Source organism: Arthrobacter roseus (genome assembly GCF_016907875.1).
In the GTDB taxonomy this organism is placed as follows: Bacteria; Actinomycetota; Actinomycetes; order Actinomycetales; family Micrococcaceae; genus Arthrobacter_J; species Arthrobacter_J roseus.
Genome location: NZ_JAFBCU010000001.1, coordinates 348,709 through 367,379 on the forward strand (window position 1 = coordinate 348,709; position 18,671 = coordinate 367,379).

Sequence of the window (18,671 nt, forward strand, 5' to 3'; positions counted from 1 at the left end):
GGACGCCACATCCCGGTATCGCATGGGTAACGGCGGTTGACAGGTAGCATTAAGCCAAAGTTGCGAAAGAAGTTTCGATAACAGTCGCCGGTGTGCCCACCTTCAAGGGCAGTTCGGCGTCCTATTGTTTTAGCGATTCCGCGGGAGGAACACGTGCCACAACCAGTCGTAGCCGGATCAGTACTGGGCGGGCGATACAAGGTTACCGGCCACGTTCTGGCCTCCGCCGACGACGACATGGTCCTCGACGGCATCGACCAGGTGTTGAACCGTCCCGTGAGTATCCTCCTTGCGTCTCCCGCCAATGCCAGCCAGATGACCGCCAGCGCGCGTGAACTCGCAACCGGGGAACGCCCCGGAAACATCCAGGTACTGGACCTCGGGATCAGCGAGGAACACACGTACCTGGTCACAAGCCAAGCTCAGCCAGCAGACCTGCTCGATCTGGTGATTGAGCAAAACAAGCCATACATTGAACCGTTCTTCACGGATACGCTGGGCTCTGAAATTTTCGGTCATGCCAGGTCCACCGAGCCAATGGTTTACGACGACGACGACGACTATTACGAAGAGCAGGCTCGTAAACAGGGATCCGGCCGTAAGTCCCAGCCCCAGTCTGAGCCGCCCCGGCAGGAATCGCCTCGAACTGCGCCCATTGCACCGACGCCCCCAGCCTCTCGTCCCAGCACCTCTTCCCGCGATGACACCACCGAGCAACGTCAATCCCGCTTCCCCGCTGGAGCCCTCTCTGGTGGCGCTGCGTACAGCGGTGGGAACGAGGATGAATACGACGAATACGACGAGCCTCCTGCCGAGCGTGGCAACAAGGTACGCCGGGGCCTGATCGGGGCGGTATTTGCGGCCATCGTTGTAGTCGCCGTTGTATTGGCGGTCTCGAATCTGGGCAATCTGGGCAATCTTTTCAACGCCGACCCGGTCGCCGGAGACGATCAGAACACTAGCGCTCCAGCCGAATCCGGGACACCGACGCCGACGCCGTCGAGCAGTGAAAGTGAGACCAGCGAGGAGCAGGAAGCGGTTGCTCCGGAAATAGTGGGGCTCACGCGTCTCGTTCCGAACAATCCGGAGCTCAACTCAGGTTCGGATGCTGATCTGCCCAAGCTCATCGACAACAATCCAGCCTCCTACTGGCAGAGTTTTGTGTTCGCCAATGACACTTTCGGCGGCTTGGCTCAGAGCATGGCCCTCGTCGTCAAACTTCAGGAGCCCTCCTCGATCAACCAAGTGGAGATCACCCAGTTGAATGGTGCCGGCGGAAATTTTGAAGTTCTGCTGAATGAAACTCCCACCCTTGAAGGCGCCCGGCAGGTAGCGCAGAGTAGTTTCACGGGAACCACGCTCACTCTGCCCGTCTCAACACAAGACGGCAATACCGCCAAAGCACAGTACGTGATCGTGAACTTCACCCAGCTGCCGCGCTTGAGCGGAATTCAGGCCGAGTTCCCCTGGGGCCTCCGCATCGCCGAAATCAAAGTCTCCTAGCACCTACAACGTGCTCTATCAGCGGAACGTCACTGCCTCGTACCGTGGAATAACGCGCGACCCCATAAGGTTGTGACCGAGAGATCAAGAAATCAGTGAGGGAAAGGTCTACCGCATCGTGAGCGTCATTACCCCGTCCGGCAGTTCGAACGCGCAGGAAATCCGCGATGTCATCATCGTGGGGTCCGGCCCCGCTGGTTACACTGCGGCTGTGTACACGGCGCGAGCGAACCTCAAACCCCTACTCATCGCCAGTTCCGTCACCGCGGGCGGCGAGCTGATGAACACTACGGACGTCGAGAACTACCCCGGATTCCCAGAAGGTGTCATGGGTCCAGAACTCATGGTGCAGTTCGAAAAGCAGGCGGCCCGATTCGGTACAGAGATCATGTTTGAAGACGTCACCTCCGTGGAACTGCAGGGCGACGTCAAGAAGGTCCTGACCGGTTCCGGTGAAACTTTTCTCGCCCGCTCAGTAATCATTTCTACTGGCTCGGCTTATCGTGAGCTCGGACTCGAGGACGAGAAGCGCCTCTCAGGGCACGGCGTGAGTTGGTGTGCCACCTGCGACGGGTTCTTCTTCAAAGACCAGAACATCGCCGTGATCGGCGGAGGAGACTCCGCCATGGAAGAAGCTCTATTCTTGACCAAATTCGCTCGCAGCGTCACCGTCGTTCATCGCCGCGATACCTTGCGTGCGTCCAAGATCATGCAGGACCGCGCTCTAGCGCACCCAAAGATCTCGTTTGCCTGGAACGCCGAAGTAACCGGAATTGATGGGACAACGAAGGTCACCGCGCTGAACCTTCGCGACCGGGTTAGCGGTGAGGCGTCGTCCCTGCCCGTCACGGGCGTATTTGTCGCGATTGGTAACGACCCCCGGGTCGACCTGGTCCGGGCACAGCTCGAGCTGACAGTCGAGGGCACCATCGCAGTTCAGGGCCGCACCTCGATTACTTCGCTTCCCGGAGTGTTCGCAGCCGGTGACGTCATCGACCCCACGTACCGACAAGCCATTACAGCCTCCGGCTCCGGTTGCGTGGCGGCCATCGACGTCGAACATTACCTCGCCGACCTTGGCGACGCAGTAGACACCGCAGCTGAAGTTCCAACGCCGGATGCGGAAGCAGTTTCCGAAACCGCCAGCCTTTAACAGGACATCATCAAAGGAGCTAATGAGCATGAGCAATGCAAAGGCAGTAACTGACGCGTCATTTGATACCGACGTCCTTCAGTCCGACAAACCCGTGATTGTGGACTTCTGGGCTGAGTGGTGCGGTCCGTGCCGGAAGCTCGGACCCATCCTGGACGAGATGTCCGTAGAGCACGCGGACACGATCGACGTCGTTAAGCTGAATGTAGATGAGAACCCAGCAATCGCGGCGCAGTACGGCATCACCTCAATTCCTGCCGTCTACGTCTTTCAGAACGGCAAGGTGGCCGCCAAGTCAATTGGTGCCAAGCCAAAGCAGGTCCTAGAAACGGAATTTGCGGAGTTCCTGAAGTAGCCACATGGGCCGATCTTAAGCCCCCAAGCACTGTCTTAGTGCGGCTCGAAGGTGCCGACGTGTTGTCATCCCTGATGCGGAGCGACAAGCGTCGGCATTTTCTGTTAACGTTGACTCTATCGCTTTTTAACAACCTTTATAGATTGTTTTTTCGCACGATGATTGGACGGAGCGCCAGGAAATAGAGATGTAGACAGATACACGTTTTCCCCATGTGATTGTCCCTCGTCCCAGGAAGGGGACGGGGATGATCGTGGGTGACGAACGTCTATCAGACAGCAAGCCACTGCACACCATGGTTGTTGAGCTGACCGAGTGCGACCAAAGCGCGAAACCTTCCTTTTAGGGTTTCACGTGAAACATGATGAAGAGCTACTTGGGCGGGTCCGCGGCGTTGCGGACAAGTGAAAACGTAAATATTGTCGATGGTTCAGGGTAGTTACGTATCGACAAGCCTCAGAGCCAGAGCTTAGAGCATGCTGATGTCGAACAGGAGCATTCCATGCTGTCGCCACGCATGACGCGAACAACCGCGTCTATAGTTCTTAGACTGAGTGCCGATCTTAGAGCCCAGCTCGTACCAGCCCGTGATATCGAATCTGTTCCTCTGGATCATTGTGTTCGCATCGTAGGGGCTGAATCGACGGGCACCTGCAGCGCGGTGACCAGCACGACCTATGTCCGTTTCACGTGAAACAAGGCATCAGAGCGTTGCCCTCCAATACTCACGTCAACGAACGTTCGAGAATGACACAGCTTTCCAGCGCAGAGAGATTAGAGGCATACGTTGTACATCGTTCCTTGACCGACGAGTAATCTCGGTGTGCGGCGAAGAGAAGAAATGCGGCAGCTGCGGGCTTAGCTCTCGGACCGACACATTGCAGGCCGAGAAGCAGGTATCCCAACGCCGTGGATCAGACTGAGCATCGATTCACACCCTAACCCGAAGGTACGCCGTCAAGTGCCAGCCACCTTGCGGCGGTATTGCTTGCTGACCAATGCGGTCCCTGTGACGAAAAGCTTCGCCAGTACCAAAACTGCCTTCGTAGACCAGGTTGGTCTCTCAAAGATGAACAACCGCCTCGGGACTGGCTTCCAGTACCGATTCATTGCGTTCGACCCGAATCATCACCGCTGCACAGCGGAAGCCGAGCACCCTGACTCTGAGAGCGGCCGAACCGGCCATGAGTCCGACCACCTTGGAGTGGTTTCACGTGAAACACTCCTCTCGGGTGATTATCGAGGGTACAACAGACCATCAGACGCACTGCGCCCATCCGCGAAGTATTGCTCTATTACTCCGAGGAGGGGGAAAGGACGCCCATAATGCGGTTTAGATCGTCCACAGACGCAAACTCGATGCTTACCTTCCCCTTCTTGGCGCCCAGGGTGATTTTCACACTTGTCTCCAGCCGATCTGCAAGCGAACTCTCCAAGTAGTCCAGACGCTCATGTCTAGCACCTGCACGTGGCTTATTGGTACGAGCAGGCCTTCTTAACCCATCGCTCAACGCCACCAGTTCTTCAGTTGCGCGGACGGACAGACCCTCGGCCACAATCTTCTGGGCCATCTTCTCCATGTCTGCGTGATCCTCTAGGGCCAGAAGGGCACGAGCATGGCCGGCAGAAAGGACTCCGGCCGCAAGACGCCGTTGAACAAGCGGCGGCAATTTCATGAGTCGCAGTGTATTTGAGATTTGCGGACGCGAGCGGCCGATGCGTTCAGCTAGTTCATCGTGGGAACAGCCAAAATCGTCGAGAAGTTGCCGATATGCAGCTGCTTCCTCAAGTGGATTGAGTTGGCTTCGGTGCAAGTTCTCCAGGAGTGCGTCTCTGAGCAAAGCGTCGTCGTCGGTCGATCTGATGATCGCTGGAATACTCTGCAAACCAGCTTCTTGGGCCGCCCTCCAGCGGCGTTCACCCATGACAAGCTCATACGTGCGGTCGCCAGCCTCTTGTGAAGGACGAACGACGATAGGCTGCAGTACTCCAATCTCGCGAATGGAATGAACGAGCTCCGCCATGTCGTCCTCATCAAAGACGTTACGAGGCTGTTTGCGGTTTGGGTGGATTGAGGTAACCGGCACCTCAGCGAATTGAGCACCGGGGACTGGAAGAAGTGTTTCACGTGAAACATCGACAACCTCCGCAGCGGCCCGACGTTTGCCCCGCACAATTCCATCGTCTCCAGCCGTCTTCGGCACACCGGGACCCTGATCCCGCGTCGCTGGAGTAGCGAAAGTATCGCTGTTGTCTCCTCCCCGTTGCGCTGACCCTCGCTTTGCAGCTTCACTGGCCAGCTGGGCACCGGGTGCACGTTTCGCCGTTGCAGGAGGCCCCTCCTTCTCCATCGCCGCACCTGAGGAAGGAGTTACGACTACATCCTCGCCGACTTGCCCAGACTCGAACCCTAAGGGCTCTGAGCCCGTTGATGAAGCTAACGACCCAGGGGCTGTGGGGAAGAATACGTCATCTACTGGGCGTCCTGTTCGACGACGAGGCTGCTCCTGATCGTCTCCAGTAGGAGAGATTTCAGCACTACTCGGAATGAGCGCTCCAAGTCCACGGCCCAAACCACGACGCTTCTCAACCATATGGTTTCCTTCCACAGCACACGCCTCCAGATACGGAGGCATTGATTTCAATGAAACCAAGTCTAGTGCCAGTGGAGCAAAACAGGTCTGAAGCTATGCGCCGCGTTCCGCGATTTCCGCTGCGGCTTCAAGATAAGAAAGAGCCCCACTCGACGATGGGTCGTATGTCATGACTGTTTGCTGATAGCTCGGCGCTTCCGATATGCGTACAGACCGAGGGACTACTGCCTGGAGAACCTGTTTCGGGAAGTGCTCCCTGACTTCGCTGGCCACCTGCGAAGCCAGATTCGTTCTGCCATCGTACATTGTAAGTAAAATGGTTGATACGACTAGATCCGCATTCAGATGCTTCTGAATCATTTCAATGTTCTTCAGCAATTGACTGAGGCCCTCGAGAGCGTAGTACTCACACTGAATAGGAATGAGCACTTCACGAGCGGCGACAAAGGCGTTCACGGTCAGTAGGCCCAGGCTAGGCGGGCAGTCGATGAGAACGTAGTCAAGTCTCTCTTCGCCCTTTTCTGCGCGTTCTTTTTCATATAGATCAATGGCACGACTCAGTCGCTGCTCGCGAGCTACAAGCGAGACCAACTCGATTTCGGCACCCGCAAGATGGATGGTGGCCGGTGCGCAGATAAGTCGTCCGATATCGGGGCACTGAGCCACCACTTGAGACAGGGGTACATCATCAATGAGTACCTCATAAATGCTCTCTACTTCGGCATGATGCTCAATGCCCAACGCCGTTGAGGCATTCCCTTGAGGATCAATATCAATGACTAGAACATTCAGACCCGCAGATGCCAAGGCCGCCGCCAGATTAACAGTTGTTGTGGTTTTACCCACGCCACCCTTCTGATTACTAACCGTGAGCACTCTAGTCTCCTGAGGCTTTGGGAGTTTGCGTCCCAACAGCTTCTCCCGCCTTTTGTTTTCACTCGCCAGTTCACGCGCCAGTGGGGTGCTCTCGTCCATACTCTCCATGACGTCTAACACCTTGCTCTGGGAATCATCACCCTGGGAGCCGACATCCTTCGAAGGCCCAGGATTCACATCTATAGACGGCGATGTTTCACGTGAAACAATGCCAGTATTGGAAGGGTCTGCAAACACTTCCGGTTGGATTCTACGAATCTGGGTCGACAACACTGATCCTAGCATCGCGAATGCCGGCATCTTTCGTGCGGCAGAATCCTTACTTCCCACTGTTCTTGCTCACTTTCCAACGCTCGCCTCAACCACTCTAGACTAGCCGTTCAAGGACTCACTCAGTCGCGCAACACAGTCAACTCCGGCTAGGAGGAATGAATGGAGGAGTCTATCATGACGAACGACGTCTAACAACCTTTATCCTCACCACGGTGGTTGGCTGCTCAAGCAGGTCTTCCCCAACCGTTTGGATCTCAACGCTGGTGCCGCCGAGCTTTCGAATGATCTTCTCGGCCTTCTCCACTTCCAACTGTGCGCTTCGTCCCTTGATGGCGATTACTTCACCGCCACCCTTGAGAAGCGGCATGGTCAGAGACGCGAGATTAGTCAGTGCCGATACAGCCCGCGCCGTTACGACATCAGCGGTGATCTGACCAACAAATTGCTCCGCTCTTCCCCGAAGAATGCGCACATTCGGCAGTCCCAGGTCGGCCACGACTTCCTGAAGCCACTGGACTCGGCGATCGAGGGGCTCGACAAGTGTCAACTCAAGGTCCGGCCTCGCGATCGCGAATGTCATCCCGGGCAACCCAGCGCCGCTGCCCACATCGGTAACGCGTGCGTCTGTAGCAATCAGCTCCGCGACCACGGCACAATTGAGTACGTGACGCCCCCACAAGCGCGGGATCTCGCGGGGGCCAAGCAGCCCACGCTCTATGCCGCTGGTAGCGAGGTGACGGACATAGCGCTCAGCCAGCGGGAGTCCATCGCCGAAAATTCTCTGCGCGGCAGCCATTTCGGCACCGGCCAATACACCGTCACTCATACCCGGACCATCGAAAAGTGTTCCACCTCCAACTCAGTCTTCCGGAAGAGAAACCACAATGTGGCGCCGAGAACCCTCACCGTGGGATTCCGAAATTAGCCCTAGTTCGGCAACCACGTCATGAACAATCTTCCGCTCGTAGGCACTCATGGGCTTCAGCGAGACCGGTTCGTGCGTCTCCTTGACGTCATCCACTGCCTTCTCCGCGAGTTGCTGGAGTTCTTCACCACGCTCTTCGCGGTAACCGGTGATGTCCAGTACCAGCCGCGAACGATTACCGGTTGAGGTCAGCACCGATAACCGAGCGAGCTCCTGAAGAGCTTCGAGCACTTCACCATCACGTCCAACGAGGCTATCAAGGCTGCTGTTGTCATCCTCTTCAGAAAGGACCGAGATGTAAGTTCGTCCATTGCGGACCTCGATATCGATATCGCCATCCATATCAGCGATATCCAGGAGTTCTTCGAGGTAGTCAGCGGCTACGTCGCCCTCTTCCTCAAGTCGGCTCACGGGTGTGGTTTCCTCGTCCTGAGCGGTCTCGGTCGAGTCTGTGGATTCCTCTGTCGTCATTTCCTTTTCCTCTTCTTACGCTGTGGCTGGACCCGCTGCACTCTGGGGGCGGGGGTGATCTCTTCAACCGGCTCGGAATTCTTCTTTTCGCCGAGTAGGGGGACCATGGGCAGTCCCTTCCGGGCACGACGCTCCGCCAGCGCCTTGGCAGCAGGTGATCCAGGGGTGGGCATACGACGAATGACGTAGAACTGCTGGACCATGGTCCAGATATTCGTGGTGGTCCAGTAAACCAGCACGCCGATGGGGAAGTTGATACCACCGATTCCGAACACGACCGGGAGAATATACAGCATCATCTTCTGCTGCTTCATGAAGGGGCTCTGCATGGCCTCTTCAGACATGTTCTTGGCCATGATCTGCTTCTGCGTGATGAACTGCGAAGCCGTCATGGCGAGAATCATGACAATCGAGAGCAAAATGACGCTGATGTTGCCGTTTCCACCGAACGAGCCCAAGAAAGTCGACGATAGTGGGGCACCAAATATGGTCGCGGCATCGAATTGTTTGACAGCCTCAGCGCTGAGCGCGCCGATGGAACGACCTTCATCACTCGCACCCGAGACACCATTGAGTACTCTGAACAGCGCGAAGAAGAACGGCATCTGGATAAGGATGGGCAGACACGCGGCAAAGGGGTTAGTGCCGTGCTTCTTGTAGAGCGCCATCTGCTCCTGCGTCATTGCCTGACGCGACAGCTGGTCTGTTTTACCCTTGTACTTCTGCTGAAGTTTCCGAAGATCAGGCTGAAGTGCCTGCATTCCACGTTGCGCCTTGATTTGCTTCACGAAGATGGGAATCAATGCCGCACGGATCACCAGAACCAGTCCAACAATGGACAAGGTCCAGGTCCATCCCGAACCAGACTCCATTCCCAAAAAGGTGAACAACTCGTGGAAGGCCTGCATCACCCATGAGACCAGCCATTGGAATGGGGACAGTATTGTGTCCAGGAAACCCATTTACTCTCCTCAAGCCGTCTTGCGGCTGTCTATGTCTGCCGGAATGACAGGGTGATTCAGCACCAAGATGCGTGGAATGTCTTCGTGATTCCAGGTGCGGTTACCAGCTGGCACGGGATCAACGCCACCTAGGTTCCAAGGATGACACTTGGCCAGCCGTCTGGCCGCCAACCAACAACCTTTGACGGCCCCGTGCACGGTCACTGCTTCGAGTGCGTACGCAGAGCAAGAAGGGAAAAAGCGGCAGACAGGACCATAAAGCGGCGAAATGACCTTGCGATATACCGAAAGGAAACCCATGATCACAAGCCGTGGACATCCGTAGACAAATCGCAAAGCTCGGACCACGGCCGCAGAGAGGAATCTAGCCATCCGGTTCACGGCACTTTCCTCTCTTCCAAACGACTCACTACCTTGGACAAGGCACTGTTAAAGTCTGCCTCGATTTCTGTCCACTCAGCTTCTGCTGCTGGCGGTAATGCCCGAACAACAACATCCACGCCGTTGGCCACATTCGCCAAAGACAAGGCTGCGCATTCACGTAGCCTTCTCTTAACGACGTTACGGGCTACAGCGTTCCCTACCGCTTTGGACACAATGAATCCAAAGCGGCTGGGTTCCGCTGATTCCCTCGCCGCCGCATATACGACCACGTTCCGGCGCCCATAGCGGGAACCGGAACGTACGGCGTTGGAAAAGTCAGCTGACGTTCGAATCCGCCGACGCTTGGCAAGCACCTAGCTGGCCAGTCGGATCAGAACGAAGTAGTGCCGAAGCAAAACTGACACGTTGATGTTTTTTGGGTTAGGCCGAAAGTTCGATGCGTCCCTTACCGCGACGTGCGGCAAGGATTGCACGCCCTGCGCGGGTACGCATGCGAAGGCGGAAGCCGTGCTTTTTGGCACGACGGCGATTATTCGGCTGAAAAGTCCGCTTGCTCACGGTGATTACTCCAAGACGATCAAATGACGTAGCCGGAAGAGTGCCGGCATTGTGCGCCAGACCAGGACCAGTACGTGATTATTCAGCATCTGACGGTCCGCTGTGCAGCCGGTTTATGGGCATGCAACAGTGCAGAAAGCAGACACAAAGGACTACATAACGTTAGGCGTGCAGGTACCGGCTCGTCAAACCGTACCCATCTGAGAGGGCATAATCGCCTCGATATCCTGTTGACTGTTGGTGTCCACAGATTGTGGATAAGTAGGGCCCCGCACCGTCGTGACAGCCAAAAGGTTACCAAGAGACCTCCCAAGGAGCCAGTTATCCACATGCTCCTTCCTGCGTAGGGTCAGCTATCTTCTCCTCTTTTCATCCCTTAGGCTTGCCCAAGGCCATATTTATCCACCATCTGTGTATAAGTCTGTGGATAGCGGACAGATCAGCGGTCAGACCATCATGTACTACCTGAGGGGCTCCATTGGGCGCGAACGAACACGATGATCTAGGGAGTGCCTGGCGCACCGTCCTGCGGTCGCTGGATCATGATGGCCGGGTGACTCCACGACAGCGTGGATTTGTCATTTTGGCCCAGGCACAGGGTCTTATCGGCACAACGTTGTTGATCGCTGTTCCCAATGAATTGACGCGCGAAGTACTCCAATCCCAGCTCAAGGATTCTCTTGATGATGCTCTCCGCGAAGTCTTCGAAGAAGATATTCAATGCGCTTTCGTCATCGACCCAGCCCTTACACCTACTGCGGATGCCGAACCGGAGGCAACAGTTGAGCGGATTCCCGTCACAAAACCTCGTCCTGAACCAGCTCCATCACCGGCGTTGCCCAGCGATAATCAAGAATCTGGCCGGTTGAATCCGAAGTATCTCTTCGACACCTTCGTCATTGGATCGTCAAACAGATTTGCTCATGCGGCCGCCGTGGCAGTTGCCGAAGCGCCAGCCAAGGCCTACAACCCACTGTTTATCTATGGCGATTCCGGTCTCGGTAAGACACACCTTCTGCATGCCATCGGCCACTACGCCCAGCACCTCTACACAGGCATCCGAGTCAGGTATGTAAATTCGGAAGAGTTCACCAATGACTTCATCAACTCCATCCGGTACGACGAGGGAACGAGCTTCAAACAGCTGTACCGGAACGTCGATATCCTCCTCATCGACGACATCCAGTTCCTCTCCGGTAAGGAAGCCACCCAAGAGGAGTTCTTTCACACGTTCAATGCCCTCCACAATCACAACAAACAGGTAGTCATTACCTCGGATCAGCCTCCGAAGTTGCTTTCCGGGTTTGAAGATCGGATGCGGTCGAGGTTCGAATGGGGTCTTCTAACTGACATTCAGCCTCCCGAGCTGGAAACTCGCATCGCGATACTTCGGAAAAAGGCCATCAGTGAAGGCCTTTCTGCACCCGATGATGTGCTGGAATACATTGCATCCAAGATCTCCACGAACATCCGCGAACTTGAGGGCGCCCTTATCCGGGTTACCGCGTTCGCAAGCCTGAACAGGCAGACCGTCGATATGGGTCTGGCTGAAATTGTCCTCAAGGACCTCATTACCGACGATGGCGCGCGGGAGATCACCGCATCGGTAATCATTGGCCAGACTGCATCCTACTTTCAGATCAGCCTTGAGGAACTGTGCAGCAAATCACGCACACGCACCCTCGTGACCGCCCGACAAATTGCCATGTATCTGTGTCGGGAACTGACAGATATGTCCCTACCAAAAATCGGTCAGGAACTTGGCGGACGCGATCACACCACCGTGATCCATGCGGATCGTAAGATCCGCCAACTCATGGCTGAACGCCGCGTCATTTACAACCAGGTCACCGAACTCACCAACCGCATCAAGCAGCAGCAGCGTGAAAAGTAGCTTCCTGACCGTAATGACACTCACGTAATTAACAGGTGTGGATGAACCTGTGGATAACTACTGGACAAGCGCCGCTTTATGTCTAACAACTCTCCACCTCCCTGTGGACAACAGAATCATCCCTTTTTTCATCCACACCCCTCTGGGACAACCACCGGTGGCTTTCCCCACGTTCTACACAGCCCAGATCGGCTCATACCCGGTCAAGGAATAGGTTATCCACAGAATCCACAGGCGTTATTACCACTACTAACCCTTAACCTCTGGACTCTTTACCAAATAACATCATCACACTGCCGCACCAGGTTGGGACTGCCCCTCCGGTGCAGTTAGAGGCACCAGGGCGCTAAGCTGTCTGAAAGTAATGTTCCACCGCATTTCCTTGACTCCCCGCGACATCGACGGGTCGCCGAGGACAAGATGCCAAGGATTCTCATCGTCTAAGAAAGGCGGCACCCTTCAGTGAAGTTCAGAGTTGAGCGGGATGTACTGGCCGAAGCCGTTACGTGGACAGCCCGTTCACTGTCACCCCGCCCGCCGGTTCCAGTTCTCTCAGGGTTGCTCATCAAAGCGGAAAACGGTTCCGTGAGCCTTGCTAGTTTCGATTATGAAATTTCGGCTCGTTTACGGATCCCGGCCGACATCTCCGAAGAAGGATCGATTCTTGTCTCGGGACGCCTTCTGGCAGATATCTGTCGTAGCCTCCCATCGGCTCCGGTTGAAGTGATAACTGATGGTTCCAAGGTGACGCTCATGTGTCGTAGCAGCCGCTTCAACCTTTCAACCATGCCTGTGGGAGAGTACCCGGAGCTCCCTGCTCTGCCTGACGTCAGCGGGGTTGTCGACGGTGAAGCATTCTCACAAGCCGTTTCACAGGTCATCATCGCTGCAAGTCGCGATGACACTCTGCCGATTCTTACCGGAGTCCGGATGGAGATCGAGGATAACCTCATTACATTCTTGGCAACGGACCGATACCGTTTGGCATTACGTGAGGTCTCCTGGAAGCCAACGACGCCGGGTATTTCAACATCTGTACTCGTTAAGGCCAAAACTCTGAACGAAGTTGCTCGAACGCTGGGATCGGCAGGGGATCTGAACATAGCGCTCTCGGATGACAACGAACTCATCGGGTTCGAAAGTGGTGGGCGGCGGACAACATCTCTGCTCGTGGATGGGGATTATCCAAAGATTAGGTCGTTGTTTCCCGAGACCACACCTATCCACGCAACGGTTGAGACCAGCAGCCTTGTCGAGGCCGTGCGGCGGGTCTCACTAGTCGCGGAGCGGAACACAGCAGTGCGCATGGCCTTTACCGAAGGTCAGGTAACTCTTGACGCCGGAACTGGCGAGGATGCCCAGGCCTCAGAGGCCATTGAGGCCTCTCTAATCGGTGATGACATCACCGTGGCTTTCAATCCGCAGTACCTCAGTGAGGGACTGAACGCGTTCTCCAGCAAGTATGTTCGGTTCTCTTTTACCACTCCGCCGAAGCCCGCTGTTGTATCGGCCCAGAAAGAATTGAACGGCGATGACCAAGACGACTATAAATATCTCCTAATGCCTGTGAGATTGTCGAATCATTAGCTCCCACGGTGCCAACCCGCACCAGCTACGTCAGGAAGAGTGATTAATATGCATATTGGTCTCATCGGACTTGGAAAAATGGGAGCGAACATGCGAGACCGGCTCCGTGAGGCCGGGATTGATGTCACCGGCTATGACCGCAAACCGGAGATCTCGGATGCGGCGAGTGTTGTCGATATGATTCAGAAAATACCGTCCCGCCGCATCATCTGGGTCATGGTTCCTTCTGGTGAGGTCACCGATTCGGTTATTACCGAACTGAGTGAGAATCTCGATCCCGGCGATATGGTGATCGACGGCGGAAACTCACGCTTTACTGAAGACCAAAAACACTTCGCGCTGTTGTCGAAGAAGAAGATCTCTTTTCTGGACTGCGGGGTATCCGGTGGTGTCTGGGGACTCAAGAACGGCTATGGTCTGATGGCTGGCGGTGATGCAGAGGATATTGAGCGGGCCATGCCCATCTTCGATGCGTTGAGACCCGAGGGAGAACGTGAAGAGAGCTTTGTCCATGTAGGTGATTCTGGTGCGGGCCATTACGCAAAGATGGTTCATAACGGTATTGAGTATGGTCTGATGCAGGCATATGCCGAAGGCTATGAACTTCTTGAAGCCAAAGACATCATCAAAAATGTGCATGGTACATTCCGCGCCTGGCAGCAGGGAACCGTTGTTCGCTCCTGGTTGCTTGACCTCATGGTTCAGGCGCTGGAAGAAGACCCTAGACTGGAGAGAATTGCTGGGTACGTAGAGGATTCTGGAGAAGGTCGGTGGACTGTCGAAGAGGCTGTGGCCAACGCTGTGCCAGCACCTGTCATTTCTGCAGCGCTTTTTGCCCGGTTTGCCTCACGCCAGGATGATTCGCCTGCAATGAAGATGGTCTCGGCGTTGAGGAACCAGTTCGGTGGACATGCAGTTAGGGCTGCCGCGGTCAAGCAACCTGAGGACAAGCAGGTTCCTGATCTTCCGGAGTGATCCAGACTGTGGAAAATTGATTGGCGGGGCACAGAGACCATGTTCTTAGAGCTGTTGTCGTTGTCAGATTTCCGTACTTACGAGCAGTTGGACGTGAGGCTGACGGTTGGGGCCACGGTTTTTGTAGGTCCCAATGGGATTGGGAAAACCAATATCCTTGAGGCAATGGGATACCTTTCCACGCTGAGTTCACACAGGGTTAGTTCAGATGCTCCCCTGATCCGGTTCGGCTCTGAACGGGCGCTGATTCGCGCAAAAATGATCCGCGGTGGACAGACGTCATCACTGGAACTTGAGATCAACGGGAGCAAAGCCAACCGGGCTCGGATAAATAGAGGGAATCCGGGCAGAGCCAGGGATGTGTTGGGCATCTGCAGAACAGTAATGTTTGCCCCTGAGGATTTGGCACTGGTTAAAGGTGATCCAGGAATTCGGCGGCGCTTTCTGGATGAGCTGATGGTTTCCCTCGTTCCACACCACGCGGCGACACGCACAGACTATGAGCGAGTTCTGAAACAGCGAAATGCGCTGTTGAAGTCCTCCAGAGGTGGTCGCTTCACCTCGGGTCACGAGGCCACTCTTGACGTCTGGGATCAGCACATGGCGCAGGCAGCGGCTCGGTTGTTGCACGCACGCATCGATGTATTGAAACAGTTGGAACCTCATTTTGCTAGGGCATATGGTGAGCTGACGGACGGTTCCAAAGCGGCGCGCGCAGTGTATCAATCCAGTCTGGAGATCACCGAAGACGAGGATGCGAAGGTGGGAATCCAAAGAGGAGACTCTCCACCGGGTAGGCCTGTGGGGTCCATCGAAGACACAACACTGAGGTATCTCGAAGCTTTTTGCACTGTTCGAAAGAAGGAACTGGAACGCGGTATTTCGCTCGTTGGTCCCCACCGTGATGATATCCAATTGGTTTTGGGTTCCGCACCGGCAAAAGGTTTTGCGTCGCACGGTGAGAGCTGGTCTGTCGCCTTGTCTCTTCGAATTGGTTCCTACTATCTGTTGTGTGAAGATGATCCCGCTCCGGGTGCTACACCCGTGCTGATGCTTGACGACGTTTTTGCTGAGCTCGATCGGCAGCGGCGGACAAAGCTTGCGGCCATAGTTTCAACCGCGGAGCAGGTTCTGCTGACAGCTGCGGTGCTGGAGGACATCCCTGAAACCCTTGAAGCCCGTCGTGTGAACGTGGTGGCCGGTGGTATCAGTGAGTGAGGATAATGAGCCGGCCGATGACACGAAGGACTCCGGTGAGCCGGAGTATTCTGAGATCGATGCGGCGCAAGCACTGCTCAACCGCATGCGAGAAGCATCAGTTGCACGGGGAAATACCAGGACACCGGCGGGTCGGCGTCGTCATCCAACGAAAGGTTCTCGGCAGGGGCGGAACGGTGGGGTGGCCGCAGGAGAATATGTTGGACGCGATCCTCAGGGACTCGGGACGGTGTTCAACCGCTTGTTGGGAGAACGTGGATGGAAATCTCCAGTGGCCGTTGGATCGGTATTGTCTCGGTGGGATGAACTGGTGGGACCGGATGTGGCAGCTCACTGTCGTCCGGAAAGCTTCGAAAACAACACTGTCCAGGTCAGATGTGATTCGACCACGTGGGCCACTCAGCTGCGTCTTTTGAGAACAAGTCTGCTGCACCGCTTTGAGAAGGAGCTGGGTTCGGGCGTCGTCACGGTGATTGACGTCTTGGGCCCAACTGCGCCGAATTGGCGGCGCGGCAAACGCAGTGTCAATGGCAGAGGGCCACGGGACACGTACGGATAGAGACCCCTCTGGTGTGCAGGAATGCCGCGCTCTGAGGACCGCCGTAGGGAGCTCAAGAAGGTCCGGGTATATACAGGGCCCCGTTTGGGGTGCTGAAAAGCGGTCTAAGCAAGGTTTCTTGACGTCTGGGACATGATTATGCATAAAGTCTCGACGCAACGCGGTAGAATTATTGGAGAAGACGCCCCTCGAGAAGCACAACCGGATACCGTATGTGGTCCCTTGTGCCTGCTCGTCGTCGTGCGTCGCCAGATGACCAAGACTAAGGAGTCGAAAGCGACTGTGGCTAACGACAACAACGTGGACCTTTCCAGCCCGGGTGAGGCTACCAGCCCTCACGAATACGGTGCCAGCGACATTACGGTTCTCGAAGGTCTCGAGGCGGTACGCAAACGTCCCGGAATGTATATCGGTTCCACGGGTCCGCGCGGGTTGCACCACTTGGTTTCTGAAGTCGTGGACAACTCTGTTGATGAAGCACTGGCCGGGTATTGCGACCACATCGAGATCACGCTCCAGCACGACGGCGGCGTGAGTGTTGTTGATAACGGCCGCGGTATTCCGGTGGACATGCACCCCACCGAGGGCCGGCCCACAGTCCAGGTTGTTATGACCATCCTCCATGCGGGCGGTAAATTTGGCGGCGGTGGATATGCGGTTTCCGGTGGACTTCACGGTGTGGGTATATCTGTGGTCAATGCGCTTTCCGCCAGAGTTGAGACGGTCGTCCGCAGACAGGGTTTCACCTGGTACCAGTCGTTCGAGAACGGCGGCATGCCCAAGGGGGATCTCCGCAAGGGCGAAGCAACCGAGGAGACTGGAACCACTCAGACGTTCTACCCGGATGCGGGGATCTTTGATTCCGTCGAGTTCGACTTTGAGACGTTGCGGGCCCGTTTTCAGCAGATGGCCTTCCTCAACAAGGGTTTGCGCATCACCCTCACAGATGAGCGCCAAGTAGAGGTCGGCGATGAGGTAGCAGAAGACCTGGACGCTACAGATGTCGCAGAAGAAGTCAAAACTGCCGAGGAGCCAAAGTACCGTGTAGTGGATTACTGCTATAAGAACGGACTGCTGGATTACGTTAATCACCTGAACTCAGCAAAGCGCGTGGAAATTGTCCACGAAGATGTGATTGCGTTCGAAACCGAGGACACAGAGCGGAAAATTGCTCTGGAAGTCGCCATGCAATGGACCACGGCTTACTCGGAGAGTGTTCATACTTACGCAAACACGATCAACACCCATGAGGGTGGTACCCACGAAGAGGGCTTCCGGGCAGCGTTGACGTCCCTGATCAACCGGTATGCGCGGGAAAAAGGAATTCTGAAGGAAAAGGAAGATAACCTCACGGGTGATGACATCCGTGAGGGCCTCACCGCGGTGATTTCTGTGAAAATGGCCGAACCGCAGTTTGAGGGACAGACCAAGACCAAACTCGGCAACTCCGAGGCCAAGGGCTTTGTCCAGCGCGCGGTCACGGATGAGCTTGGAGACTGGCTGGAACGTAACCCTGTTTCGGGCCGAAATGTGATCCGGAAGGCGCAGCAGGCTTCGCAGGCCCGGCTCGCCGCCCGCAAGGCCCGTGACAACGCGCGCCGCAAGAGCCCGCTGGAGTCCTTCGGTATGCCGGGCAAGTTGTCCGATTGCTCCTCCAAAGATCCTGCCAAGTGCGAGGTCTACATTGTTGAGGGTGATTCCGCCGGCGGTTCAGCCAAGCGCGGACGTGATCCGCACACCCAGGCAATCCTTCCGCTGCGTGGAAAGATTTTGAATGTGGAGCGTGCACGGCTGGACCGGGCGCTCGGCAATACGGAAGTACAGTCGATGATCACGGCCTTCGGCACGGGGATCGGCGAGGACTTTGACCTGTCGAAGTTGCGTTATCACAAGATCGTGCTCATGGCCGACGCTGATGTCGACGGCCAGCACATCACCACGCTGCTCATGACACTGCTGTTCCGCTACATGCGTCCGTTGATCGAAAACGGGCACGTGTACCTGTCTCAGCCACCGCTCTACCGCATCAAATGGTCCAACCACGCGCACGATTACGTGTACAGCGATAAGGAACGAGACGCAGTCATCGCCAAGGGGTTGGCCAGCAACCAGCGACTGCCCAAGGACAACGGTATCCAGCGGTACAAGGGTCTCGGCGAGATGGATTACACGGAATTGTGGGATACCACCATGGATCCGGATCACCGAACCCTGCTTCAGGTCACCATGGACGACGCTGCGGCCGCGGATGAGATTTTTGCGGTACTTATGGGTGAAGATGTGGAATCGCGCCGGAACTTCATCCAGCAAAACGCGAAAGACGTCAGGTTCCTTGACATCTGAAGCCCTTACGTACGCCTGGATTAAAACTTTTCACGACTGTA

17 protein-coding genes are annotated in these 18,671 nt (G+C 55.8%); 9 read left to right on the forward strand and 8 right to left on the reverse strand.

The window, feature by feature from the left end:
- Positions 1 to 153: 153 nt before the first annotated feature.
- The 3 genes from JOE65_RS01810 to trxA all read left to right on the forward strand — a co-directional run bounded on the left by JOE65_RS01810 (position 154) and on the right by trxA (position 3,011).
- Complete coding sequence (locus JOE65_RS01810; protein WP_205161636.1) at positions 154 to 1,503, forward strand: ABC transporter substrate-binding protein; 1,350 nt, start codon at positions 154 to 156, stop codon at positions 1,501 to 1,503.
- A gap of 118 nt (positions 1,504 to 1,621) precedes the next feature.
- The gene (gene trxB / locus JOE65_RS01815; RefSeq protein WP_338021524.1) at positions 1,622 to 2,656 is read left to right on the forward strand and encodes a thioredoxin-disulfide reductase; all 1,035 of its coding nucleotides are present in this window, start codon (positions 1,622 to 1,624) and stop codon (positions 2,654 to 2,656) included.
- A gap of 22 nt (positions 2,657 to 2,678) precedes the next feature.
- Positions 2,679 to 3,011, forward strand: a complete 333-nt coding sequence (gene trxA, locus JOE65_RS01820; RefSeq protein WP_420827480.1) for a thioredoxin — start codon at positions 2,679 to 2,681, stop codon at positions 3,009 to 3,011.
- 1,295 nt (positions 3,012 to 4,306) lie between these two features.
- Here trxA and JOE65_RS01825 read toward each other — a convergent pair.
- From JOE65_RS01825 to rpmH, 8 genes are all read right to left on the reverse strand, one after another.
- A complete protein-coding gene (locus tag JOE65_RS01825; protein ID WP_205161638.1) occupies positions 4,307 to 5,605 on the reverse strand; it encodes a ParB/RepB/Spo0J family partition protein in 1,299 nt (432 codons plus the stop codon).
- 93 nt (positions 5,606 to 5,698) lie between these two features.
- Entirely contained in the window at positions 5,699 to 6,589 is an 891-nt protein-coding gene (locus JOE65_RS01830) for a ParA family protein (RefSeq protein WP_205163968.1), read from the reverse strand.
- Positions 6,590 to 6,926: 337 nt separating this feature from the next.
- Positions 6,927 to 7,580 carry a 16S rRNA (guanine(527)-N(7))-methyltransferase RsmG gene (gene rsmG, locus JOE65_RS01835; RefSeq protein WP_205161639.1) on the reverse strand — a complete coding sequence of 218 codons (654 nt, stop codon included), beginning with the start codon at positions 7,578 to 7,580 and terminating at the stop codon, positions 6,927 to 6,929.
- 33 nt (positions 7,581 to 7,613) lie between these two features.
- Complete coding sequence (locus tag JOE65_RS01840; protein WP_205161640.1) at positions 7,614 to 8,150, reverse strand: Jag family protein; 537 nt, start codon at positions 8,148 to 8,150, stop codon at positions 7,614 to 7,616.
- Positions 8,147 to 9,112 carry a membrane protein insertase YidC gene (yidC, locus tag JOE65_RS01845; RefSeq protein WP_205161641.1) on the reverse strand — a complete coding sequence of 322 codons (966 nt, stop codon included), beginning with the start codon at positions 9,110 to 9,112 and terminating at the stop codon, positions 8,147 to 8,149. Before yidC ends, JOE65_RS01840 begins: the two co-directional genes overlap by 4 nt.
- A gap of 9 nt (positions 9,113 to 9,121) precedes the next feature.
- Positions 9,122 to 9,484 (reverse strand): membrane protein insertion efficiency factor YidD, encoded by a 363-nt coding sequence (gene yidD, locus JOE65_RS01850; RefSeq protein WP_205163969.1) that lies wholly within the window; start codon positions 9,482 to 9,484, stop codon positions 9,122 to 9,124.
- A gap of 5 nt (positions 9,485 to 9,489) precedes the next feature.
- Positions 9,490 to 9,849, reverse strand: a complete 360-nt coding sequence (gene rnpA, locus JOE65_RS01855; RefSeq protein ID WP_205161642.1) for a ribonuclease P protein component — start codon at positions 9,847 to 9,849, stop codon at positions 9,490 to 9,492.
- Positions 9,850 to 9,916: 67 nt separating this feature from the next.
- Positions 9,917 to 10,054: a 50S ribosomal protein L34 gene (gene rpmH / locus JOE65_RS01860; RefSeq protein WP_062008104.1), complete on the reverse strand. Its 138-nt coding sequence runs from the start codon at positions 10,052 to 10,054 to the stop codon at positions 9,917 to 9,919.
- Positions 10,055 to 10,532: 478 nt separating this feature from the next.
- Between rpmH and dnaA the strand changes: the two genes are divergently transcribed.
- The 6 genes from dnaA (at position 10,533) to gyrB (ending at position 18,630) form a co-directional block, all read left to right on the forward strand.
- Positions 10,533 to 11,948 (forward strand): chromosomal replication initiator protein DnaA, encoded by a 1,416-nt coding sequence (gene dnaA, locus JOE65_RS01865; RefSeq protein ID WP_205161643.1) that lies wholly within the window; start codon positions 10,533 to 10,535, stop codon positions 11,946 to 11,948.
- Between the two features lie 462 nt (positions 11,949 to 12,410).
- The gene (gene dnaN, locus JOE65_RS01870; protein WP_205161644.1) at positions 12,411 to 13,535 is read left to right on the forward strand and encodes a DNA polymerase III subunit beta; all 1,125 of its coding nucleotides are present in this window, start codon (positions 12,411 to 12,413) and stop codon (positions 13,533 to 13,535) included.
- Positions 13,536 to 13,583: 48 nt separating this feature from the next.
- Positions 13,584 to 14,510 (forward strand): phosphogluconate dehydrogenase (NAD(+)-dependent, decarboxylating), encoded by a 927-nt coding sequence (gene gnd, locus JOE65_RS01875; protein ID WP_205161645.1) that lies wholly within the window; start codon positions 13,584 to 13,586, stop codon positions 14,508 to 14,510.
- Positions 14,511 to 14,549: 39 nt separating this feature from the next.
- The gene (gene recF / locus JOE65_RS01880; RefSeq protein WP_205161646.1) at positions 14,550 to 15,728 is read left to right on the forward strand and encodes a DNA replication/repair protein RecF; all 1,179 of its coding nucleotides are present in this window, start codon (positions 14,550 to 14,552) and stop codon (positions 15,726 to 15,728) included.
- Positions 15,721 to 16,287, forward strand: coding sequence for a DciA family protein (locus JOE65_RS01885; protein ID WP_338021526.1), 567 nt, complete (start codon positions 15,721 to 15,723; stop codon positions 16,285 to 16,287). Before recF ends, JOE65_RS01885 begins: the two co-directional genes overlap by 8 nt.
- Before the next feature lie 282 nt (positions 16,288 to 16,569).
- The gene (gene gyrB / locus JOE65_RS01890) at positions 16,570 to 18,630 is read left to right on the forward strand and encodes a DNA topoisomerase (ATP-hydrolyzing) subunit B (RefSeq protein ID WP_420827516.1); all 2,061 of its coding nucleotides are present in this window, start codon (positions 16,570 to 16,572) and stop codon (positions 18,628 to 18,630) included.
- Positions 18,631 to 18,671 lie beyond the last annotated feature (41 nt).